This is a genomic window from Gordonia araii NBRC 100433, assembly GCF_000241265.1.
GTDB lineage: Bacteria > Actinomycetota > Actinomycetes > Mycobacteriales > Mycobacteriaceae > Gordonia > Gordonia araii.
In genome coordinates, this window is sequence record NZ_BAEE01000046.1 from 16,576 (window position 1) to 37,767 (window position 21,192).

The following is a 21,192-nucleotide window of genomic DNA, read 5'->3' on the forward strand; positions in this document are numbered from 1 at the left end:
AATGGGGGACTGACCGCGCGAGCAGGCGCCCGCGACGGGTGGATGGGGGTGGGGATGCGAGACGGTCAGAGTGGTGCGCGGGCCTGCACTCGCAGCGATGGTTTGTCGATCTTGCCCACGGGGTTGCGGGGCAGGGCTTCGACAACGGTGACCGACACGGGCAGCTTGACCCGGGTCAGTCGGCTCGACAGGTGGTCGAGTAGTTCTTCGCCGGAGACTTCGGCGTCGGGGTAGGCCACGACGTAGGCCACCGGGACCTCGCCGTAGATGTCGTCGGGGCGCCCGACGACGGCGGCCTCGAGGACGGCCGGGTGTTCGGCGAGCGCGTTCTCGATCTCTTTCGGGTAGATGTTCTCGCCGCCCCGGATGATCATGTCTTTCACCCGGTCGACCAGGGTCAGGTAGCCGTCGTCGTCGAGCTTTCCGACGTCGCCGGTGTAGAGCCATCCGTCGCGGATGGTTTTCGCGGTCGCGTCGGGCAGATTGAGATAGCCGCGCATGACGCTGGGGCCGGAGATGATGACCTCGCCGGCTTCGCCGGGCGGCAGGTGGTTGCCGTCGCCGTCGGCGATGGCGATCGTCTGGCCGGGCAGCGCCGGCCCGACGGTGCCGGGCTTGCGCACCCCGTGCAGCGGGTTACACGCCGACGCGCAGGTGCCCTCGGTGAGGCCATAGCCCTCCATGATGGGGATCCCCAGCGTCGACTCGGCATGGGCCAGCAGCTCACGGGAGATCGGTGCCGCCCCGCAGATCGCGAAGCGCAGCGACGAGAGGTCGGCGTCGGCCGGCATCTTCGACACCAGCATCGCGTAGATCGTGGGAACCGCCGAGAAGTAGGTCGGCCGGAGACGGGCGACGTCGTCGAAGAAGCCCGAAACCGAGAACTGGCCGGTGATCGATAGCTGTCCACCGGCGAGGATCGGGGAGAGGAAGCTCACCGCGATCGCGTTGACGTGGAAGAGCGGCAGGATGAGCAACGCGTGGTCGTTCGCCGAGAGATCGCTGTTGTGGCCGATGGCGGTCCCCATGTACTGGAGATTCGCGTGGGCGAGTTCGACGCCCTTCGGAACGCCGGTCGAGCCCGAGGTGTAGATGAGGAGAGCCACGTCGTCGGGACCGGGCTGGGCGGGCGGACGCCAGGCCGGCTCGAGGTCGGTGGCCAGGTCGTCGACGAGCAGGGTCGGACGGCCGATCTCCGGTTCGTCCCTCTCCGCGACGACGAGGACGGCGTCGCAGTCGTCGATCTGGCGCTTCGCCTCCGGGACGAGGAACTGGGGGTTGACCGGGGTGGCCGTCGCGCCGAGGCGCCACGCGGCCATCATCGCGATGAGAAGTTCGACGCGGTTGGGGAGCCAGATCGCGACGACCGTGCCGCGGGTGACGCCGAGCCGGGCGAACTGCGCCGCGGCGGCGTCGGCGCGTTGGGCGAACTGCGCGTAGCTCAGCTCGGTGCTGTCGTCCCGAACGCAGGGTGCTTCACCGCGATCGGTGAGGTTCCAGGCGAAGTAGCCGATGTCCGACATGCGCTGCATCACTTCCTGTAGGGGGTGTGATGGAAAACACTATGGCGGCACAATGCACCAAGCTACGGCCTGTGAAAATAAACTTCTCGGTAGATCTTGTGCTCAGAGCACAATCGTCGGCTATATGGCATGCGTTGACCGGTGTTGACACTTCGAAAAAGGGCGGTGCGTACGCAGCATCGTGCTGCGCGCGCACCGCCCGGGTGTCGGGTCGGTCAGTGTTCGTCGTAGTGGCCCGCGTGTGCGGCGTGACGATGCCCGTCGTGGATGTAGTCGACGTGGTCGCCGTGGGGGACGGCGACGTGGCCGCAGCCCTCGCCGTGGACGTGGTCGTGGTTGGCGTGCTCGGCGTGCTCGGCGCTCTCACACTCGTCGTAGTGGCCGTCGTGCGCGCGGTGGAGGTGTCCGTCGTGGGCGTAGTCGACGTGGTCGCCGTGGGGGACGGCGACGTGGCCGCAGCCTTCGCCGTGGACGTGGTCGTGGTTGGCGTGTTCGGTGTGGGTGCTCATCGGCAACTCCCTTGTTGGTCGTGAGATGCGGCATGGTCGCAGCGCCGCGCGTACACATGCATCATTCCATATATATGAAGTGACGCATAGATTACCGCGGTGAAAGTGAGGTGAGACACTGACCCGGTGACGACCTATCCGCAGCTGCGGCTGCACCTGCCGCGACTCGAGTCGAACCTGGATGTGATGGCCCGGTGGTGCGCCGATTCGGGGGTGCTGCTGTGGCCCCACATCAAGACGACGATGTGCCGGCCGGTGGTCGAGCGTCAACTCGCGGCCGGTGCCGACGGCGTGACCGTCGCGACGCCCGCACAGGCGGCGATCGCGGCATCTTGGGGGTGCCGGCGGATCCTGATCGCCAATGAGGTCGTGAATCCCGTTGGGTTGCAGCAGATCTGCGGCTTGGCCGGTGAAGCCGACCTCACGGTGCTGGTCGATTCGGTAGCGGGCATTGCCGGACTCGACGAGGCGGCGCGCACGTCCGGCGTGGTGGTCGACGTGCTGATCGACGTCGGAACCGCGGGAGGACGCAGCGGCGTTCGGGCCGAGCCGGCGGCCATCGAGTTGGCGTTGCGCGTGCGTTCGGCGCGCGGCCTCCGGCTGATCGGCGTGTCGGCGTACGAGGGGGTGGTGCCGGCGGTCCGAGACGCGGAGACGTTGCGACTCGTCGATGAACATTGCCGGTTCGCCGCCGCGGTGTTCGTCGAGCTCGTGTCCTTCTTCGGGACGGCCAACCCGGTGTTCACCGCGGGGGGTTCGGCCTTCCCGGATCGGGTCGTCGCCGCGGCGGGCCCGGTGCGTGCGGTGCCCGGGGCGGTGGTCGTCGTGCGATCGGGCTGCTACGCGGTACACGACCACGGGATGTACGACCGCGTGTCGCCGATCGCCGGGCTGGAACCCGCGGTCACCGTTCGGGGAGAAGTGATTTCCGCCCCCGAACCCGGGCTGGTCGTCGTCGGGCTGGGCAAGCGGGATGTGCCGCACGATGCCGACCTCCCGACGGTGCTCGGCGCCTGGGACGCGAAGGGCCGGCGCGGCAAGCGCGGTGCGGGCACGGTGACGGCCCTCTATGACCACCACGCGGTCGTCCGTGTGACGGATTCGGATCTCGCCATCGGCGATCTGGTCGACTTCGGGATCTCGCATCCGTGCGGGGCGTTCGATCGCTGGCCGGTGGTCACGGTCATCGACGACGACGGGCGGGTCGTCGACGAGTGGGCCACGCAGTTCCTGCGACGGCCCTGATTTCCCGCGCTGTTCAGGCGGCGATGCCGAAGAACTGGCGTTGCTGGTCGGCCCACGGGTGGCTGGGGCGCTGACCGGTGTAGATCTGCCAGCGGTAATTGCTGCAGATGATGGTGCGTCCGTGCTTGTCGGTGACCTTGCGCCCGATCTCGGCACCCGTGCATGGCTGGCCCACTTCGGGGCGGGCGGCCGCCGATGCGTTGACCGCCGGCAGCATCGCGGTGGCCGCGACAGCGAGCGCCGCCGCGCTGAGGCGCGGAAGACACGGACGGAGGCGTCGCATGGTTCGACGGTAACCGGCGACGGCCGTCGGGCGGAACCCGTCGCACCTGGGAAGTTCCCAAGAATGGGGAGCGAAAGGGCGTATAACGATATGTGGACCATGGTCCGGTGGCAGCCGGGTGGTGACCGGACCGCGCAGAACGAAGGAGAGCGCTGTGAACGTCTTCCTCTGGATCGTCGCGAGTGTGCTCGCCGCGGTCTTTCTCTTCGCCGGATCGGCGAAGCTGGCTCAGCCCAAGGACAAGCTGGTCGCCTCCGGGATGGGGTGGGCCGACGACGTCGACCCGAACGTCATCAAGGGGATCGGGCTCGTCGAAGTCCTCGGCGCGATCGGCCTGATCGTGCCGGCGTTGACCGACATTCTGCCCGGCCTCGTGCCCTGGGCCGCCACAGGTCTGGCGATCGTGATGCTCGGCGCGATCGGGGTTCACGCCCGCCGCAAGGAATGGCCGCTGATCGGCGTAAACATCGTCATACTCGCGCTGGCGCTGATCGTCATGTGGGGCCGCTTCTCCGAGCTGCCGTTCTAGGCAGCGGCTTCTAGGAGGGCCCTGCCAGCCTCCTGTGAGGGGCCTTCGAAAGGGTTCAAATGCCTGTCGGAGGCTCGTAGACTCCGGGGCGTCACTAACTCAGCCGCCTTGCCAGGAGGACAGCATGACTGGAAGCAAGACACGCACCAAGGTCGCCGCGACCGCCCTGGCGGTCGCCACCACTGCCGCGGGGGCCGCCGTCGCCGGCGCCGGTACCGCGAACGCCGCTCGCGTGTACCCGTTGACGAGTTGCACCGCGCTCAGCCCGAACATCGTCGACCTGCCGTACAACCCCACACGGGTGATCGTGTCGGAGTACGCGGGCACGACCTACCTCACCACCGAGTTCAGCAGCCTGTGGGTCGGCATCGGCTACACGTCGCGGATGCGGCTGGACTACCACAACCTGCGCACCCACCAGCGCGGCACGCGGTTCTCCACCCGTCACGTCTCGCCGCCGTACACCGGCACGCACCAGATCCCGATCCGCACGTCGCATCTCGGCCGCGGCCCGGTTCGCGTGGTGCTGAACGCGGTGAACAGCAACGCGGCATGGTCGATTCCCGCCCCGAGGTGCACTGCTGTGATCCACGTCAGGTAGCGAGAATCTCGGAGGTTGAGCGGAATAGGCTCAACTATCTCTCGGTTGGACTAGTCGACGGACAAAATTGAGTCCGAAAGACTAAACTTTCCTGCGGTGACACCCGCAGGCCAAAACGAGAGGTAGTGACGAGTGGACAGCTTCAACCCGACCACCAAGGCCCAGGCCGCGTTGCAGGCCGCCGTGCAGAACGCGGCGGCAGCGGGAAACCCCGACGTGCGGCCGGCTCATATCTTGGTGGCCCTCCTTGATCAAACCGACGGAATCGTGTCGCCGCTGCTCAAGGCGGTCGGCACCGACCCGTCGCTGATTCGCCGTCAGGCGCAGGATCTGGTCGATCGCGCGCCGACCGTGTCGAGCGCCAGCGCGCCGCCGCAGCTGTCTCGCGAGTCGGTCGCGGCTATTTCGGCGGCACAGAAGCTCGCCACCGAACTCGGCGACGAGTACGTCTCCACCGAGCATCTTGTCGTGGGACTCGCCGAAGGCGACACCGACGCCGCCAAGCTGCTGGTCAACAACGGCGCCACGCCGGACGCGCTGCGCGACGCGTTCGTGAACGTGCGCGGCACCGCGCGCGTCACCAGCCCCGACCCCGAGTCGACCTATCAGGCGCTGGAGAAGTACTCCACCGACCTGACCGCCGCCGCGCGGGAGGGCAAGCTCGACCCGGTGATCGGGCGCGACTCGGAGATCCGGCGCGTCGTGCAGGTGCTGAGCCGCCGCACCAAGAACAACCCGGTGCTGATCGGCGAGCCCGGCGTCGGCAAGACCGCCGTCGTCGAAGGGCTCGCCCAGCGCATCGTCGAAGGCGACGTGCCCGAGTCGCTGCGCGACAAGACGCTGGTCAGCCTCGACCTCGGTGCGATGGTCGCCGGCGCCAAGTACCGCGGTGAGTTCGAGGAACGCCTCAAGGCTGTTCTCGACGAGATCAAGGGCTCCGCCGGACAGATCATCACGTTCATCGACGAGCTGCACACCATCGTCGGCGCCGGTGCGACCGGCGATTCGGCGATGGACGCCGGCAACATGATCAAGCCGATGCTCGCCCGCGGCGAGCTGCGTCTGGTCGGTGCGACGACCCTGGAGGAGTACCGCCAGTACATCGAGAAGGATGCCGCGCTGGAGCGCCGCTTCCAGCAGGTGTTCGTCGGCGAGCCGTCGGTGGAGGACACCATCGGCATCCTGCGCGGTCTCAAGGATCGTTACGAGGTGCACCACGGTGTGCGCATCACCGACTCCGCGCTCGTCGCCGCCGCGACCCTGAGCGACCGCTACATCACGTCGCGGTTCCTGCCGGACAAGGCGATCGACCTCGTCGACGAGGCCGCGTCGCGCCTGCGCATGGAGATCGACTCGCGCCCCGTCGAGATCGACGAGGTCGAGCGGACCGTGCGGCGCCTCGAAGTGGAGGAGGTCGCACTCCAGAAGGAGACCGATGCCGCGTCGAAGGAGCGGCTGGCCAAGCTGCGCGCCGAACTGGCCGACCAGAAGGAGAAGCTCAACGAACTCTCCGCGCGCTGGCAGAGCGAGAAGTCGGCCATCGACGCCGTCCGTGACACCAAGGAGCAACTGGAGCACCTGCGCGGCGAAGCCGACCGCGCCGAGCGCGACGGCGACCTCGGACGTGCGGCCGAGCTGCGGTACGGCCAGATCCCGGCGCTGGAGAAGGAACTCGAAGCGGCGCTGGAGAAGACCGGCACCGACCCCGAAGAAGACGTGATGCTGCAGGAGGAGGTCGGTCCCAACGACGTCGCCGAGGTGGTGTCGGCGTGGACCGGTGTTCCGGCCGGACGCATGCTGGAGGGCGAGACCGCCAAGCTGCTGCGCATGGAGGACGAACTCGGCAAACGGGTCGTCGGGCAGGCCGAAGCGGTGCAGGCCGTCTCCGACGCGGTGCGCCGCGCACGCGCCGGCGTCGCCGACCCGAACCGTCCGCTTGGGTCCTTCCTGTTCCTCGGTCCGACGGGTGTCGGCAAGACCGAGCTGGCCAAGGCACTCGCCGAATTCCTCTTCGACGACGAGCGGGCGATGGTCCGCATCGACATGAGCGAGTACGGCGAGAAGCACAGCGTCGCAAGGCTTGTCGGCGCGCCTCCCGGGTACGTCGGCTACGAGTCCGGCGGTCAGCTGACCGAGGCCGTTCGGCGGCGGCCCTACTCCGTCATCCTCTTCGACGAGGTGGAGAAGGCCCATCCGGACGTCTTCGACGTGCTGCTGCAGGTCCTCGACGAGGGCCGGTTGACCGACGGCCAGGGCCGCACGGTCGACTTCCGCAACACCATCCTCATCCTGACGTCGAACCTCGGCGCAGGCGGTGACAAGGATCAGGTGATGGCCGCGGTCCGTTCGGCGTTCAAGCCGGAGTTCATCAACCGCCTCGACGCGGTGCTGATCTTCGACGCGCTGAGCTCCGAGGAGCTGGTGACGATCGTCGACATCGCGCTGCGGAGCCTGAACAAGCGGCTCGAAGCGCGGCGCCTGACGCTCGACGTCACGCCGAAGGCCAAGGAATGGCTGGCCGAGCGGGGCTTCGACCCGCTCTACGGTGCCCGTCCGCTGCGCCGCCTGGTGCAGCAGGCCATCGGCGACCGGCTCGCCAAAGCGCTGCTGGCCGGTGACATTCGCGACGGCGACACGGTCGTGGTCGACGTGGCCGGTGACGGCGAGTCGCTGACGGTGGAGGCCGCCGTCGACGCCGAGGTCGTCTGAGCTTCGTCGTCTAGGCCGCGTCAAGACTGCGGGCCCGTCCGTATGAATCGCGTTAAGGCGCTGGCCGTCGCCTGACCGCCGGGCCGATCGTCGACGTAGCGCACCGAGTGCGTGCGGAGACGAGCGGAGGCCTGATGGCGGATCTGGTGATGGTGGGCATCGTCGTTGGCGCGGTGCTGCTGTGCGCGTGGGCGGTCCACGCGCTCGACCGATCGGCCCGGCGATGAGTGGCGACGGCGTGGTGATCGTCGCGCTGCTCGTCGTCGCGGCCGCTGTCGCCGGCTACCTGCTGCTCGCTCTCGTCGACCCCGAGAGGTTCTGAGCGTGTCCGACACGGCAAGCGGGCTGCTGCAGGTCGCGGTGATCGTGGTGGCCCTGGCCGCCTTGTACATCCCCCTCGGCGACTACATGGCGTCGGTGTACCGCGGCACGCGCGACCTCGCCGTGGAACGACTCGTCTACCGAGCGGCGCGCGTCGACTCGGGTGCCGGGCAGAGCTGGCGCGCCTATGCGATCAGCGTGCTGAGCTTCTCGGCCGTCTCGATCCTCGTCGTGTACGCCCTACAGCGGTTCCAGGGGCTTCTTCCCTGGGCGGATGGAAAGCCCGGCGTCTCGCCGGCCATGGCGTTCAACACGGCGATCTCCTTCGTGACGAACACCAACTGGCAGTCGTATTCACCGGAACTCGTCATGAGCAATCTCGTGCAGATGCTCGGGCTCGCCGTGCAGAACTTCGTGTCCGCGGCGGTCGGCATGGCCGTGGCGATCGCGCTCGTCCGCGGGATCGCCAGCCGTGCAGGCACCGGCGATCTGGGGAACTTCTGGGTCGACCTGGTCCGCGGCACGGTGCGCATCCTGCTGCCGATCGCGTTGATCGTCGCCGTCGTCTTCCTCGCCGCGGGCGCCGTTCAGTCGTGGCGGACCGGGGTCGACTACACGCTGCTCGACGGCCGGCACGCCCGCAGCCCGGTCGGGCCGTTCGCGTCGCAAGAGGCGATCAAACTGCTCGGGACCAACGGCGGTGGAACGCTGGCGGCGAACTCGGCGCACCCGTTCGCCAACCCGACCCCGCTCACCAATGTGGTCCAGGTGCTCGCGATCCTGGTGATCCCGGTGTGCCTCACCCGCACCTACGGAACTCTCGTCGGCGACCGGCGCCAAGGTCTCACCCTGCTCGCCGTCATGGCCGCGCTCTGGTCGGGGATGCTCGCACTCGCCTGGTACCTGCAGACGCGCCAGTCCGGGCTGGAGGGCATCGAGACGCGGTTCGGCGTGCCCGGCAGCATCCTGTTCGGGGTGTCGACGACGGGCACGTCGACGGGAGCGGTGAACGCCGCGCATGACAGTCTGGCCCCGGGGTCGGGCGGGGTGCTGCTGTGGAACATGCTGCTGGGCGAGATCGCCCCCGGCGGAGTCGGTTCGGGCCTGTACGGAATCCTCGTCCTGGCGATCACGACCGTGTTCGTCGGCGGTCTCATGGTCGGGCGCACCCCGGAGTTCGGGGGGAAGAAGGTCGGCCGGCGTGAAATGACCCTGGTCGCGCTCTACCTCCTGACGATGCCGGCGATCGTTCTGAGCGGCGCCGCGATCACACTGGTCGGCCGGTCCACGCCCGACTTCCTGCTGAACTCCGGGCCGCACGGCAGCGCCGGTGCCGCCCACGGGTTCACCGAGGTCCTTTACGCATATGCCTCGGCGGCGAACAACAACGGCAGCGCCTTCGGCGGGTTCACCGTCACCACCGACTGGTTCCAGATCTCCCTGGGCCTCGCGATGTTCTTCGGCCGGCTCCTCCCGATACTGCTCGTCCTCGCCCTCGCCGGTCTCCTCGCCGAGCAGATTCCCAGGGCGGCGGTGTCCGCCGATGCCGCGCCCGACGCGACCCCCGACGCCGCCCGGCTGTCGGCCGCCGTGCCCGACAGCGGACTGCTCCCCACCCACGGCGTGCTGTTCGGCGTCCTGCTCGTCGGCACGGTCGTACTGGTCGCCGGCCTGACCTTCCTCCCGGCGATGGCGCTGGGACCGATCGCGGAGGCCCTGCTATGAGTCCCCATCCCGAGCACGACGCGATCGTCGGGCGTGGCGCATTCGACGCCCGCCAGCTGGTCGACGCGGTCCCGCAAGCTCTGGCCAAGCTGAATCCGAAGGATCAGGCCCGCAACCCGGTGATGTTCGTCGTCTACGTCGGCGCCGTCATCTGCGCCGCTCTCGCCGTCTGGCGCCCGTCGATGTTCGCGTGGGCCGTCGTCGCCTGGCTGTGGTTCACCGTGCTGTTCGCCAATCTGGCCGAGGCCGTCGCCGAAGGCCGCGGCCGCGCCCAGGCGGACAGCTTGCGAAAGGTGAAGCGGGACACGATCGCGCGCCGCCTCGACGATGACGATCGGATTACCGAGGTGCCCGGCGCCCAATTGGCCGTCGGCGACCTGATCGTCGTCGAGGCGGGCGAAGTCATCGCGGGCGACGGCGAGATCGTCGAGGGGATCGCCACCGTCGACGAATCCGCGATCACCGGCGAGTCGGCCCCGGTGGTGCGCGAATCCGGCGGCGACCGCAGCGCGGTAACGGGCGGCACCGTGGTGCTGTCGGACCGGATCGTCGTGCGGATCACGACCGAGCCGGGCCAGACGTTCGTCGACCGCATGATCGCCCTGGTGGAGGGATCGTCGCGGAAGAAGACGCCGAACGAGATCGCGCTGAACATCCTGCTCACCGCGCTCACCCTGATCTTCCTCATGGTGGTGCTATCCACCGGCGCGTTCCAGCACTACATCGGCGACGTGCCCGACCCGGTCAAGCTGATCGCGCTGCTCGTCTGCCTGATCCCGACCACCATCGGCGCGCTCCTGTCGTCGATCGGCATCGCGGGGATGGACCGGCTGGTGCAGCGCAACGTGCTCGCGATGAGCGGTCGGGCCGTCGAGGCCGCCGGCGACGTCGACACCCTGCTGATGGACAAGACCGGCACGATCACCTACGGCAACCGTCGGGCCACCGCACTGCACGCGGCCCCCGGGGTCACCCGCGACGACCTCGCGTCGGCGGTTTACCGGTGCAGCCTCGGCGACGATACTCCGGAGGGACGCAGCATCATCGACCTGTGCGTCGGCGAATTCGGCGTGGCGCCGCTGCCGGAACCGGAACTCGCGTTGGCGCGCAGCGGCAGCGATCCGCGGTTCGAAGTGGTCGCGTTCACCGCCAACACCCGGATGAGCGGGATGGATCTCGACGACGCGACCGGGCGCCATCGCCTTCGCAAAGGCGCGGCCGACGCGGTCACCGGCTGGGTGGAGTCGACCGGCGGGTCCGTGGCCGCCGACGTCAGGACGACGGTCGACGAGATCGCCCGCAACGGCGGGACACCGTTGGTCGTCGCGACGGAGCATGACGGGCCGGCACGCGTCCTCGGCGTCGTCGAACTGTCCGACGTCGTCAAGCAGGGCATGCGGGACCGCTTCGCCCAGCTGCGGGCGATGGGCATCCGGACCGTGATGGTGACCGGCGACAACCCACTCACAGCGCGGGCGATCGCCGACGAGGCGGGCGTTGACGACTTCATCGCCGAGGCGACGCCGGAAGACAAGCTCGCCCTGATCCGGCACGAACAGGCCGACGGGCGACTGGTCGCCATGACCGGCGACGGGACGAACGACGCTCCCGCCCTCGCCCAGGCCGACGTGGGCGTCGCGATGAACACCGGGACCGCGGCGGCCAAAGAGGCCGGGAACATGGTCGACCTCGACTCCGATCCGACGAAGCTCATCGAGGTGGTCGCGATCGGCAAACAGTTGCTGATCACCCGCGGCGCGCTGACGACCTTCTCGCTGGCGAACGACCTCGCGAAGTACTTCGCGATCCTGCCCGCCCTGTTCATCGCGACCTACCCGCAGCTGGAGTCGCTGAACATCATGCCGCTGCACTCGGCCCAGTCGGCGATCGTCTCGGCCGTCGTGTTCAACGCGCTGATCATCGTCGCGCTGATCCCGCTGTCGCTGCGCGGCGTGAAGTACCGGGCCGACTCCGCTTCCCGGCTGCTCGGCCGCAATCTGTTGATCTACGGGCTCGGCGGTGTGATCACGCCGTTCGCCGGCATCGCGCTGATCGACCTCGTCGTCCGCCTGCTACCCGGAATGGGGTGAGACTTGTGAAGAAGCTCCTGGCCGGAATGTTGCGCCAGCTTGTGGTCGGCGCCGTCGTGCTCGCCGCCGCGACGGTGCTGCTCGGACTGGCGTACCCGACCGTCACGTGGGGGATCTCCCGCCTCGGCGCGTCGAAGGCCGAAGGATCGGTGCTCACCGATGCGCGCGGTTGCCCCGCCGGCTCCGAACTCGTCGGAGTGGATCTGAAGGTGCCGCCCGGGGCTCCCGACCCGTATCTGCACTCACGGGTCGCCGGGACCGGCGACGATCCGCTCGCATCGGGCGATCCCAGTGCCTCGGCTGCGTCGAACCTCGGCCCCAACAACCCCGAGTTGCACCGCTTGATCGCGGCCCGCCGCGCGCACATCGCGGCGCGGGAGGGCGTGCCGCCCGCACAGGTACCCGCCGATGCCGTGACCGGATCGGCGTCGGGCCTGGATCCGCACATCTCGCCGGAATATGCCGCGATCCAGGTGCCGCGCATCGCCCGCGCGACCGGGTCCAGTCAGGCGCGGGTCCGCGAAGTCATCGCCCGACACACGCAGGGCAGGCAGTGGGGTTTCCTCGGCGAGCCCCGCGTCAACGTGCTGCGGGTCAACCTCGCCCTCGGTCACACGGTCGGTACATGCCGGCACGCCGGAGATCAGCCGCGGCGGTAGCCGCCGGTCGGGTGTCTAGGATTCGGTTATGAACTCGGCCGCCGCGGCGAGGGGACAACTCGAGGTGTTCCTGGGGTGTGCGCCGGGCGTCGGCAAGACCTTCGAGATGCTCGATCGCGCCCAGCACCTGCGGGCCGACGGCGTCGACGTCGTGATCGGGTTCGTCGAGACACACGGACGCGCCGCCACCGCCGCGATGGCGGAGGGCCTCGAAGTCGTGCCGCGCCGACGCGTCGAGTATCGGGGAACGGTGCTGGAGGAGATGGATCTCGACGCGGTGCTGGCGCGCAAGCCGAGGGTCGTGCTGGTCGACGAGCTCGCGCACAGCAACGCGCCCGGATCGCGGCATCCCAAGCGCTGGAATGACATCGACGACATCCTCGACGCCGGCATCGATGTCCTCTCGACGGTGAACATCCAGCACCTGGAGAGCCTGAACGACGTCGTCGCCGGGATCACCGGCGTGATCCAGCGCGAGACCGTTCCGGATGACGCGGTGCGTCGCGCCGACCAGATCGAGCTGGTCGACATCGAGCCGCAGGCACTGCGCCGCAGGCTGGCCGACGGAAAGGTGTACGGCCCGGAACGCGCGGAGGGGGCGCTGGCCAACTTCTTCCGCCAGGGGAACCTCACCGCACTTCGCGAGCTCGCCCTGCTCTGGCTCGCCGACCGCGTCGACGAGAAGCTGGCCGACTACCGCGCCGCCAACGCCATTACCGACACCTGGGAGGCGCGTGAGCGGGTGGTCGTCGCCATCACCGGCGGCCTGGAATCGGCGGCGTTGATCCGCCGGGCCCGCCGCATCGCATCGCGGTCGAGCGCCGAACTCTTGGTCGTCCGTGTCGTGCGCGGCGACGGGCTCGTCAACACCGCCGTCGACATGGAGGCACTGCGGTCGCTCGCGGCCGGATTCGGCGCGTCGATCAGCACGATCGTCGGAGACGACGTGCCCGAAACCCTCCTCGAGTACGCCCGCGGCGTCAATGCGACGCAGTTGGTCCTGGGAACGTCGCGCCGGCCGCGTTGGCGCAGGCTGTTCGACGAAGGTGTGGGCGCGGCGGTCGTCCGCGACAGCGGCAAGATCGACGTGCACATGGTCACCCACGATCAGGCGTCGGCACGGCGCAACCCGCTCGACATCCGGGCGACCCGCTTCCACCGCCCGTTGACCTGGGTCTTGGCCGTCGTAATTCCGGTGTTCGTCGGGGCCGTCCTGGTCCCGCTCGACCAGCATCTCGGACTGGCCAGCGAGTCCGCGGTGTTCACCATCGGGATCCTCGCCGTCGCCCTGCTCGGCGGTGTCGGGGCCGCGGTGCTCTCGGCACTGGTGTCGGGCCTGTTGCTCAACTTCCTGTTCGCCCACCCGCGACGCACCTTCACGATCAGCGAGCCGGACAGCATCATCACCATCGCGGTCATGCTGATCACCGCGATAGCCGTTGCCGCGCTGGTGGATTCGGCGAATAGGCGCCGCCGGGAGGCGAGGCAGGCGAGTCGTGATGCCGAACTGGTCTCGGTGTTCTCCAGCGCCGTGCTCAACGACGCGGCGGTGCCCGATCTGCTGGGGCGCGTGCAGGAGACCTATCAGCAGGACGCGGTCGCGCTCATTCGGCGCGGCGACCGGGAGACCGATGTGCGGGCGTTCGTGGGACCGGATCCGCCCGTCACGGCCGATGCCGCGTCCACGGTGTGCGAGGCGTCGGGCGGCCAGTACGCGTTGCTGCTGCGCGGCCCGGAGGTCGACGTGCGCGATCGCCGCGTGCTCTCCGCCGTCGCCGACCAGGTCGCGGCAGCGGTCGAACGGGACCGGCTGGCCGGGCAGGCGGCCGAGGCGGACGAGATCGCGCGGACCGACGAACTCCGGCGCGCCCTGCTCGCCGCGGTCAGCCACGACCTGCGGACGCCGCTCGCCGCGGCCAAGGCAGCGGTGTCCAGCCTGCGCAGCCCGAACTGGACGCTCGACGACGAGGACACGGCCGAACTGCTGGCCACGATCGAGGAGTCGCTGGACCAGCTGACGGCACTGGTGGGCAATCTGCTCGATTCCTCGAGACTCGCCGCCGGTGTCGTTTCTCCCGTGGTGAACCGCATCTATCTGCCGGAGGTGATCCATCGGGTGCTCGCTTCCGGTAACCGTTCCGCGGAGGTCCGCGTGGGCTGCTCCTGGGCGTACGCCGACGCGGGTCTGCTGGAGCGGGCGCTGGCCAACCTCATCGACAACGCGCTCCTGCACGGCAGCGGCACGGTCGAGGTCGAGACGGCCGTCGACGTGTCGGACGCGGGGGAGGAGCGTTGTCTGGTGCGCGTGGTGGACCACGGTGCGGGGATTCCGCCCGAGGAGCGCGAGCGCGCTTTCCGGCCGTTCCAGCAGTACGGCGACCACGGCCGCGCCGGCTCCGGGGTGGGTCTGGGTCTGTCCGTCGCCCACGGCTTCGTCGCCGCGATGGGCGGGCGGCTGACGGCCGGGGATACGCCGGGCGGCGGAACGACCATGGTCGTCGACCTGCCGTTGACGCGCGACGGCTCGACGCCGGAGACCGGCGATGGCTAGCGCGGTCGACCGGGGACGGGTGCTCGTCGTCGACGACGAGCCGCAGTTGCTGCGCGCGTTGCGGATCAATCTGAAGGCCCGCGGATTCGAGGTGGTGACCGCTGCGACCGGAACCGCGGCTCTCGCGGCCGTCGCGAAGTCGATTCCCGACGTCGTCGTGCTCGACCTCGGTCTGCCCGATATCGGCGGCCTGGAGGTCCTCGCCGGTCTGCGCGGGTGGACGAATGTGCCGGTGATCGTCCTCTCGTCGCGCACCGATTCGTCGGACAAGGTGTCCGCGCTCGATGCCGGGGCCGACGACTACGTGACCAAACCGTTCGGGATGGAGGAACTCGTCGCCCGGCTGCGGGCCGCGATTCGTCGTGGCGCGGCAGCGGCGCCGACGCTGGACGACCCGGTCGTCCGGGTGGGTGCGGTCCAGATCGATCTCGCGGGCAAGCGGGTCACCAGGGATGGCGAGGCGATCCGTTTGACGCCCACCGAGTGGGGGATCTTGGACCTGCTGGTCCGCAACCAGGGCAATCTGGTCTCGCAACGGGAGATCCTCAGCGCGGTGTGGGGTCCGAGCTACGTGGAGCAGACCAACTATCTGCGGGTCTACCTCGCCACCCTGCGACGAAAGCTCGAGGTCGATCCGTCGCGCCCGCGCATGCTCGTCACCGAATCCGGTATGGGGTACCGCTTCGTCGCCGACGCGCCCGACGCATAGCGAGCGTCCTCAGCGGAGCAAGCGGTGTGCGATGAGGGCGTAGAGCTTCGCCGCCGTCAGCAGGTCGTCCACGGCGACCGACTCGTCGACCTGGTGGGCCTGGGAGTTGATGTCACCGGGACCGAGGACGATCGACTCGATGCCGAGGTCGCGGTGCAGGAACCCGGCGTCGCAGGCGGCACTCCACACGCGCGGGACGGAATCGAGTCCGAGCGATCCCAGCGCGGACACGACCCCGGTGGTCAGCGGATGGTCGAGCGGGGTGGCGAACGCCGGGGTCTCCGAATCGACGGTCACCGTCACGGACGCCTCGTCGGGCAGCCCGAGGGCGGCGAACCGGGCGCGCAGATCGTCGGCGACGACGTCGATCTGCTCGTCGGGCAGCAACCGGCGGTCGACGCCGAGCCGGCAATCGGCCGCGACCACGTTGATGCCCTGCCCGCCCGCGATGGTGCCGACGTTCCACGTCGCCGGGCCGAGTTCGGGGTGCGGATGCTCGGTCAGGCGCCGCCCGTCGTCGGCGATCGCCGTGAGCACCTGCCCGGCGACGGTGATCGCGCTGCATCCGTCGCCTGGTCGCCCGGCGTGCGCCGCCTTGCCGGTGACGGTGATGTCCAGATTGGCGGTGCCGCGTCCGGCGCGCACGGCCCGCAGGTCGGTCGGTTCGGCGACGATGCAGCCGAGGACGCCGGAGGCGCTGTCGCGGTCGGCGACATACGAACGGGCGCCGAGCCCGCCCGCCTCTTCGTCGACGGTGCAGACGAACTCGACCTGTCCTCGAAGTTCAGTTCCGGCCAGGGCGCCCATGGCGGCCACGATCGCGGCGAGCCCGCCCTTCATATCGGTGGCGCCGCGCCCGATCAGCCGACCGCCGGATACCCGGGCGCCGAATGGATCGCCGGACCAGCCGGAGCCGGCCGGCACCACGTCGGAATGACCGAGAAACATCAGCGTCGGCGCCGTCGGGGAGGGGGCGCCGGGCAGCGTCGCGACGACGTTGGGACGCCCGGGGGCGACCTCGGTCACCGTCACCTCGAGGCCGGTCAGTCGGCAGGCATCGGCGAGCGCCGCAGCCGTCGATGCCTCGGTTCCCCCGGGATTCTCGCTGCGCTCCGCGATCAACGCCGATGCCAGATCGACGATCGGGCCGGCCGAGAGGGCTCCCAGCAATGACTCCTCGTCGACCGTCAGCGAGGTCGTCATGCCGCTGCTCTCCTCACTGGGTCATTCGTCAACGATGCGGGTCACATCCCCACCGATAGTAAGGTGGCAGGCGATGACCAGCACCGTGTACTTCCTCATCGCAGTGATCGCCCTGGCCGGCGCCGGGGTTTTGCTGTGGCTCGACCACCAGCGCTCGTCGGTGACCAGGCGCCACCGCGAGGTGTGGGGCGAGACGCACGACTTCACCTACCGCGAGTCCGACACGAAGCTGCGCCGCGTCTTCCGCCGCGCGGCGATGGATGTTCCCGACCACGTCGAGGTGCGCGACGTCGCGTTCGGTGATTACGACGGTGCCGAGGCGGTGGTCTTCGATCTCACCGAGACCGGGACGATCGTCGCCGTGCGGCGGCAGGCGTCGTCGCAGGTCATTCTCGACCTGCGCCACGAAGACGTCCTGGCACCCGCCGAAACCGACGTCGAGCTGCTGGGCGCGATGGGCCCGCGCGTGATGTTCTCCAACAACCTCGAAGTCGCGCGGCGGGTGTGCGATCGCCGGATGATCGCGCTGGCCAACGCCGCACCGGCCTACATTGAGGTGCTGTGGACCGAGGGCAAATGGGTGCTCGGCTCGATGCCGCTGACGAACGATCAGAAGCGCCTCGACGCAGCGCTCGACGTCGTTCGCCGCTTCGCCGACCTGCTCCGCGTCTTGCCGCCGTCGGTGGACCCCCAGGATGCCCCCGACCCGCGCGACCCGCACGGCCCGACCAACGCCGAACTCGCCGACGAGAAGACCGAGAACATGCGGGACAAGCGTCGCCGGGAAGCCGTCGAGCGCGAGGCGGCCGACAATGCCGACGCGCAGACGGTCGTGACTCCGGTCCCGACCCGTCCGCCCGGTCCGGACCCGGCACCGTCCCTCGGCGGCGCGTGGGCCCCGTTCGCCGAGGACGAGCAGCCGCCCCAGCCCGGGCAGCGACCGCCCGGGCCCAACGCCGGGCCGCGCACTCCGCAGCCGGGCGGGGTTCCGCCCGGGCAGCAGCGCCTGCGGCCGAACCGATCGCCGCTTCGCCCCGGCGACGACCGGTGAGCGGGGATCGGGAGCGCCTGGCCGCGCTCGTGAGCAAGCTGGCCGTCGTCCACGGCCGGGTGACGTTGTCGTCGGGCAAAGAAGCCGACTACTACGTCGACCTGCGACGGGCCACCCTGCACCATGAGGCCGGCCCCCTCATCGGGGCGCTCATGCGCGAGCTGACCGCCGACTGGGACTATGAATCCGTCGGGGGGCTGACCCTGGGGGCCGACCCGGTTGCGACGTCGATCATGCACGCCCCGGGTCGCCCGATCGACGCCTTCGTCGTGCGCAAGACCGCCAAGACCCACGGGATGCAGCGGCGGATCGAAGGTCCGGACATCGCCGGCCGCCGCGTGCTGGTCGTCGAGGACACCTCGACCACCGGGGCGTCGCCGAGCGAGGCGGTGAACGCGGCACGGGAGGCCGGGGCGACCGTTGTCGGCGTCGCGACCGTCGTCGACCGGGCCACCGGAGCCGACGAGGTCATCGGTGCGCTCGGGGTCCCCTATCGATCGCTGCTCGGACTGGCCGACCTCGGCCTTGCCTGAGCGCCGTCGCGAGTCCACCGTGCCGGCCCCGCCGTCCGATGATCCCGAGTCCGCCGAGGGCGGACCGGGCCCGACCGAGTGGCAGTCGCGCGGCGCCGCGTCCGTCGGGGTCGGGCCGTGGCCGGGAGAGCTTCCCGACGACCCGCGCTACGATCCGGAGCTGCTGGTGCAGGGCGATACCCGCAATGTGGTCGACTCGTACCGGTATTGGCGCCGCGAAGCGATCGTCGCCGACATCGACCGGCGGCGGCACCCGTTCCACGTGGCCATCGAGAACTTCAATCACGACGCGAACATCGGAACCGTGGTGCGCACGGCCAACGCGTTCGCCGCGGCAGCGGTGCACATCGTCGGCCGACGACGGTGGAATCGGCGCGGCGCCATGGTCACCGACCGCTACCAGCATCTCGAACACCACGAGTCGGTCGCCGATCTGATCGCCTGGGCGCGCGAGCGCGGGCTGGCGGTCGTGGCCGTGGACAACACGCCCGGCGCCCAGCGGCTGGAGCGGGCCTCCCTGCCGCGCGACTGCGTCCTCCTGTTCGGCCAGGAAGGCCCGGGGGTCAGCGACGATGCTCAGACGCAGGCAGATCTGACCGTCTCGATCGCCCAGTTCGGTTCCACGAGGTCGATCAACGCGGGAGTCGCCGCCGGCATAGCGATGCACGCCTGGATCAGTCAGCACGCCGATCTCGACGACGCGTGGTGATCGTTCCTCCCGCACCGATTCGCACATCCCGACGCGATCGCGTCGGGATGTGCGAATTCCGTCGGGAGGAAGGCGCTACGACGCTGCTGCGTCGTCGAGTTCCGCGGCCGCGGCCTTGCCCGCGCGGCGGCGGCGGTACCACTCGATGAACATCGGCGAGATCGACAACAGGACGATGACGATGAAGATCGGCTCCAGGAGCTTCTGGATGATGTCGAAGCGGCCCAGCCACGCGCCGAGAAGGATCAGGCCCGAGCCCCAGATGATGGCACCCAAGATGTTGAAAAGTGCGAAGGCCGGAAAGCGCATGCGAGCCGCGCCGGCGACGATCGGGGCGATGGTGCGCACGATCGGGACGAAGCGGGCGATCACGATGGCGAAGGGGCCGCGCTGCTCGAAGAAGGTGTGCGCCTCGTCGAGGTACTTCTGCTTGAGGAAGCGGGCGTCCGGTTTGAACATGGATGTCCCGAGGAACCGGCCGATGCCGTATCCGACGAATCCACCGAGCAGTCCCGCGATCGGCACGAGCAGGACCAGCTGCCACAGCTCGAAGTTGGCGCTCGCCGCGCCCTTGTCCGCGGCGGCGGCAGCGCTGGCGGTGGAGAGCATGCCCGCGACGAACAGCAGCGAGTCGCCGGGGAGCACGGGGAACAGCACGCCGGATTCGACGAAGATCACGACGAGCAAGCCGATCAGCGCCCACGTGCCGAACGAGTTGATCAGGTGGATCGGATCCAAAAAATCGGGCATCAACGCGACGTTGGTGGTGGTCTGCGTAAGGGCCAAGTAGTTCACAGGCCATCAGGGTACCGGCGCGGGGCTGAGAACCCGCTGAGGGTGTCCGATTCGCGGGGGGCGGCGAACGGCTCGGGGCGACTTGCCATACTGGTAGCTGACTTGAAGAGACCCGCGCCGCGCGGGTGCCCGATCATCGGTTGGAGGACCGTTCCATGCCCATCGCCACTCCGCAGAAGTACGCCGAGATGCTGCAGAAGGCCAAGGACGGCGGGTACGCCTTCCCAGCCATCAACTGCACGTCGTCGGAGACGATCAACGCCGCGATCAAAGGATTCGCCGACGCCGGTTCCGACGGCATCATCCAGTTCTCCACCGGCGGCGCCGAGTTCGGCTCCGGACTCGCGGTCAAGGACATGGTCACCGGGTCGGTCGCGTTGGCCGAGTTCGCGCACGTCGTCGCCGAGAAGTACGACGTGACCATCGCGCTGCACACCGACCACTGTCCGAAGGACAAGCTAGACGGCTTCGTCCGGCCGCTGATCGAGATCTCCCGCGAGCGCGTGGAGGCCGGGCAGAATCCGCTGTTCCAGTCGCACATGTGGGACGGCTCGGCCATCCCGATCGACGAGAACCTGGAAATCGCCCAGGAACTGCTGGCGGCCACCAAGGCGGCCAACATCATCCTCGAGGTCGAGATCGGTGTCGTGGGCGGCGAGGAAGACGGCGTCGAGAACGAGATCAACGAGAAGCTGTACACCTCGGTCGAGGACTTCGAGAAGACGGTCGACGCGCTGGGCGTCGGGGAGAAGGGCAAGTACCTGCTCGCGGCGACCTTCGGCAACGTCCACGGCGTGTACAAGCCGGGCAACGTCAAGCTCAAGCCCTCCGTCCTCAACGACGGTCAGCAGGCCGCGATCGCCAAGCTCGGCCTCGACGCCGGCAGCAAGCCCTTCGATTTCGTCTTCCACGGCGGATCCGGCTCGCTCAAGAGCGAGATCGAGGAGGCGCTGAGCTATGGCGTGGTGAAGATGAACGTCGACACCGACACGCAGTACGCGTTCACCCGGCCGATCGCGGCGCACATGTTCACCAACTACGACGGCGTGCTGAAGGTCGACGGCGAGGTCGGGAACAAGAAGACCTACGATCCGCGCAGCTACCTCAAGAAGGCGGAGACCTCGATGGCCGAGCGGGTCGTCGAAGCGTGCAACGACCTCAAGTCCGCGGGCAAGTCGATCAGCGCGAACGGCTGATCGGGCCGTACCGGCCGATACGAGAACACCCCGCCTGTTGCAGGCGGGGTGTTCTCGTCTTGGTTGTGGCTCGGATGGCGCAGCCGGGTGACTACTCTGGGCTGCAGACCTTCCACTCGCCGTCGACCTTCATCAGGTTGATCGATGACGGCACGATCTCGTGCGGCGTCGCGGTTCGGAACGAGTCGACCTCCACGACGGCCTGATCGTCGCTGACGACCTTGGCCGCGCGGACACCGTTGATGTTCACC

19 protein-coding genes are annotated in these 21,192 nt (G+C 69.0%); 14 read left to right on the forward strand and 5 right to left on the reverse strand.

Annotated elements, in window-relative coordinates; translation table 11 throughout:
* Positions 1 to 65: 65 nt before the first annotated feature.
* Together GOARA_RS07950 and GOARA_RS07955 are read right to left on the reverse strand one after the other, a co-directional pair.
* Positions 66 to 1,523 carry a class I adenylate-forming enzyme family protein gene (locus GOARA_RS07950; RefSeq protein ID WP_040522262.1) on the reverse strand — a complete coding sequence of 486 codons (1,458 nt, stop codon included), beginning with the start codon at positions 1,521 to 1,523 and terminating at the stop codon, positions 66 to 68.
* 215 nt (positions 1,524 to 1,738) lie between these two features.
* Positions 1,739 to 2,032 carry a hypothetical protein gene (locus tag GOARA_RS07955; RefSeq protein WP_007321824.1) on the reverse strand — a complete coding sequence of 98 codons (294 nt, stop codon included), beginning with the start codon at positions 2,030 to 2,032 and terminating at the stop codon, positions 1,739 to 1,741.
* Positions 2,033 to 2,158: 126 nt separating this feature from the next.
* Here GOARA_RS07955 and GOARA_RS07960 point away from each other — a divergent pair, with 126 nt between their 5' ends.
* Positions 2,159 to 3,277: an alanine racemase gene (locus GOARA_RS07960; protein ID WP_007321825.1), complete on the forward strand. Its 1,119-nt coding sequence runs from the start codon at positions 2,159 to 2,161 to the stop codon at positions 3,275 to 3,277.
* A gap of 13 nt (positions 3,278 to 3,290) precedes the next feature.
* On the opposite strand, the gene GOARA_RS07965 is transcribed toward GOARA_RS07960, so the two are convergent.
* Positions 3,291 to 3,560: a hypothetical protein gene (locus GOARA_RS07965; protein WP_007321826.1), complete on the reverse strand. Its 270-nt coding sequence runs from the start codon at positions 3,558 to 3,560 to the stop codon at positions 3,291 to 3,293.
* A gap of 154 nt (positions 3,561 to 3,714) precedes the next feature.
* Between GOARA_RS07965 and GOARA_RS07970 the strand changes: the two genes are divergently transcribed.
* From GOARA_RS07970 to GOARA_RS08005, 9 genes are all read left to right on the forward strand, one after another.
* Complete coding sequence (locus tag GOARA_RS07970; protein ID WP_007321827.1) at positions 3,715 to 4,089, forward strand: DoxX family protein; 375 nt, start codon at positions 3,715 to 3,717, stop codon at positions 4,087 to 4,089.
* Between the two features lie 124 nt (positions 4,090 to 4,213).
* On the forward strand, positions 4,214 to 4,690 hold the full coding sequence (locus tag GOARA_RS07975) for a hypothetical protein (RefSeq protein WP_007321828.1): 477 nt from the start codon (positions 4,214 to 4,216) through the stop codon (positions 4,688 to 4,690).
* Positions 4,691 to 4,822: 132 nt separating this feature from the next.
* Entirely contained in the window at positions 4,823 to 7,399 is a 2,577-nt protein-coding gene (clpB, locus tag GOARA_RS07980) for an ATP-dependent chaperone ClpB (protein WP_007321829.1), read from the forward strand.
* 223 nt (positions 7,400 to 7,622) lie between these two features.
* Positions 7,623 to 7,721 (forward strand): potassium-transporting ATPase subunit F, encoded by a 99-nt coding sequence (locus tag GOARA_RS19330; RefSeq protein ID WP_083834818.1) that lies wholly within the window; start codon positions 7,623 to 7,625, stop codon positions 7,719 to 7,721.
* A 2-nt stretch (positions 7,722 to 7,723) separates the two neighbouring features.
* Complete coding sequence (gene kdpA / locus GOARA_RS07985; protein WP_007321830.1) at positions 7,724 to 9,445, forward strand: potassium-transporting ATPase subunit KdpA; 1,722 nt, start codon at positions 7,724 to 7,726, stop codon at positions 9,443 to 9,445.
* Positions 9,442 to 11,535 carry a potassium-transporting ATPase subunit KdpB gene (gene kdpB / locus GOARA_RS07990; RefSeq protein WP_007321831.1) on the forward strand — a complete coding sequence of 698 codons (2,094 nt, stop codon included), beginning with the start codon at positions 9,442 to 9,444 and terminating at the stop codon, positions 11,533 to 11,535. Before kdpA ends, kdpB begins: the two co-directional genes overlap by 4 nt.
* A gap of 26 nt (positions 11,536 to 11,561) precedes the next feature.
* Complete coding sequence (locus GOARA_RS07995) at positions 11,562 to 12,194, forward strand: potassium-transporting ATPase subunit C (protein ID WP_007321832.1); 633 nt, start codon at positions 11,562 to 11,564, stop codon at positions 12,192 to 12,194.
* A 28-nt stretch (positions 12,195 to 12,222) separates the two neighbouring features.
* Positions 12,223 to 14,745: a sensor histidine kinase gene (locus tag GOARA_RS08000; RefSeq protein WP_007321833.1), complete on the forward strand. Its 2,523-nt coding sequence runs from the start codon at positions 12,223 to 12,225 to the stop codon at positions 14,743 to 14,745.
* Positions 14,738 to 15,454 (forward strand): response regulator, encoded by a 717-nt coding sequence (locus GOARA_RS08005; protein WP_007321834.1) that lies wholly within the window; start codon positions 14,738 to 14,740, stop codon positions 15,452 to 15,454. Before GOARA_RS08000 ends, GOARA_RS08005 begins: the two co-directional genes overlap by 8 nt.
* 9 nt (positions 15,455 to 15,463) lie before the next feature.
* Here GOARA_RS08005 and GOARA_RS08010 read toward each other — a convergent pair whose 3' ends face one another.
* Positions 15,464 to 16,657 (reverse strand): M20 family metallopeptidase, encoded by a 1,194-nt coding sequence (locus GOARA_RS08010; protein WP_007321835.1) that lies wholly within the window; start codon positions 16,655 to 16,657, stop codon positions 15,464 to 15,466.
* Between the two features lie 73 nt (positions 16,658 to 16,730).
* On the opposite strand from GOARA_RS08010, the gene GOARA_RS08015 reads away from it, so the two are divergent.
* The 3 genes from GOARA_RS08015 to GOARA_RS08025 are packed head-to-tail and all read left to right on the forward strand — an operon-like array spanning position 16,731 to position 18,950.
* Complete coding sequence (locus tag GOARA_RS08015; protein WP_007321836.1) at positions 16,731 to 17,708, forward strand: TtfA family protein; 978 nt, start codon at positions 16,731 to 16,733, stop codon at positions 17,706 to 17,708.
* Positions 17,705 to 18,241, forward strand: a complete 537-nt coding sequence (pyrE, locus tag GOARA_RS08020) for an orotate phosphoribosyltransferase (RefSeq protein ID WP_007321837.1) — start codon at positions 17,705 to 17,707, stop codon at positions 18,239 to 18,241. The genes GOARA_RS08015 and pyrE overlap by 4 nt, the downstream gene beginning before the upstream one ends.
* A gap of 19 nt (positions 18,242 to 18,260) precedes the next feature.
* Positions 18,261 to 18,950 carry a TrmH family RNA methyltransferase gene (locus GOARA_RS08025; RefSeq protein WP_040522267.1) on the forward strand — a complete coding sequence of 230 codons (690 nt, stop codon included), beginning with the start codon at positions 18,261 to 18,263 and terminating at the stop codon, positions 18,948 to 18,950.
* A gap of 75 nt (positions 18,951 to 19,025) precedes the next feature.
* Here GOARA_RS08025 and GOARA_RS08030 read toward each other — a convergent pair whose 3' ends face one another.
* Positions 19,026 to 19,700 carry a VTT domain-containing protein gene (locus GOARA_RS08030; protein WP_050947206.1) on the reverse strand — a complete coding sequence of 225 codons (675 nt, stop codon included), beginning with the start codon at positions 19,698 to 19,700 and terminating at the stop codon, positions 19,026 to 19,028.
* A 200-nt stretch (positions 19,701 to 19,900) separates the two neighbouring features.
* Between GOARA_RS08030 and fbaA the strand changes: the two genes are divergently transcribed.
* Positions 19,901 to 20,941, forward strand: coding sequence for a class II fructose-bisphosphate aldolase (gene fbaA, locus GOARA_RS08035; protein ID WP_007321840.1), 1,041 nt, complete (start codon positions 19,901 to 19,903; stop codon positions 20,939 to 20,941).
* Positions 20,942 to 21,192 lie beyond the last annotated feature (251 nt).

Bases quoted from the DNA above. Each gene is read 5' to 3' on its own strand.
- GOARA_RS08030 (WP_050947206.1), bottom strand. From the start codon at position 19,700: ATGCCCGATTTTTTGGATCCGATCCACCTGATCAACTCGTTCGGCACG.
- GOARA_RS07975 (WP_007321828.1), top strand. From the start codon at position 4,214: ATGACTGGAAGCAAGACACGCACCAAGGTCGCCGCGACCGCCCTGGCG.
- GOARA_RS07965 (WP_007321826.1), bottom strand. From the start codon at position 3,560: ATGCGACGCCTCCGTCCGTGTCTTCCGCGCCTCAGCGCGGCGGCGCTC.
- fbaA (WP_007321840.1), top strand. From the start codon at position 19,901: ATGCCCATCGCCACTCCGCAGAAGTACGCCGAGATGCTGCAGAAGGCC.
- GOARA_RS08015 (WP_007321836.1), top strand. From the start codon at position 16,731: ATGACCAGCACCGTGTACTTCCTCATCGCAGTGATCGCCCTGGCCGGC.
- kdpB (WP_007321831.1), top strand. From the start codon at position 9,442: ATGAGTCCCCATCCCGAGCACGACGCGATCGTCGGGCGTGGCGCATTC.
- GOARA_RS07955 (WP_007321824.1), bottom strand. From the start codon at position 2,032: ATGAGCACCCACACCGAACACGCCAACCACGACCACGTCCACGGCGAA.
- GOARA_RS07950 (WP_040522262.1), bottom strand. From the start codon at position 1,523: ATGTCGGACATCGGCTACTTCGCCTGGAACCTCACCGATCGCGGTGAA.
- GOARA_RS08000 (WP_007321833.1), top strand. From the start codon at position 12,223: ATGAACTCGGCCGCCGCGGCGAGGGGACAACTCGAGGTGTTCCTGGGG.
- GOARA_RS19330 (WP_083834818.1), top strand. From the start codon at position 7,623: ATGAGTGGCGACGGCGTGGTGATCGTCGCGCTGCTCGTCGTCGCGGCC.
- GOARA_RS08005 (WP_007321834.1), top strand. From the start codon at position 14,738: ATGGCTAGCGCGGTCGACCGGGGACGGGTGCTCGTCGTCGACGACGAG.
- GOARA_RS08010 (WP_007321835.1), bottom strand. From the start codon at position 16,657: ATGACGACCTCGCTGACGGTCGACGAGGAGTCATTGCTGGGAGCCCTC.
- GOARA_RS07995 (WP_007321832.1), top strand. From the start codon at position 11,562: ATGTTGCGCCAGCTTGTGGTCGGCGCCGTCGTGCTCGCCGCCGCGACG.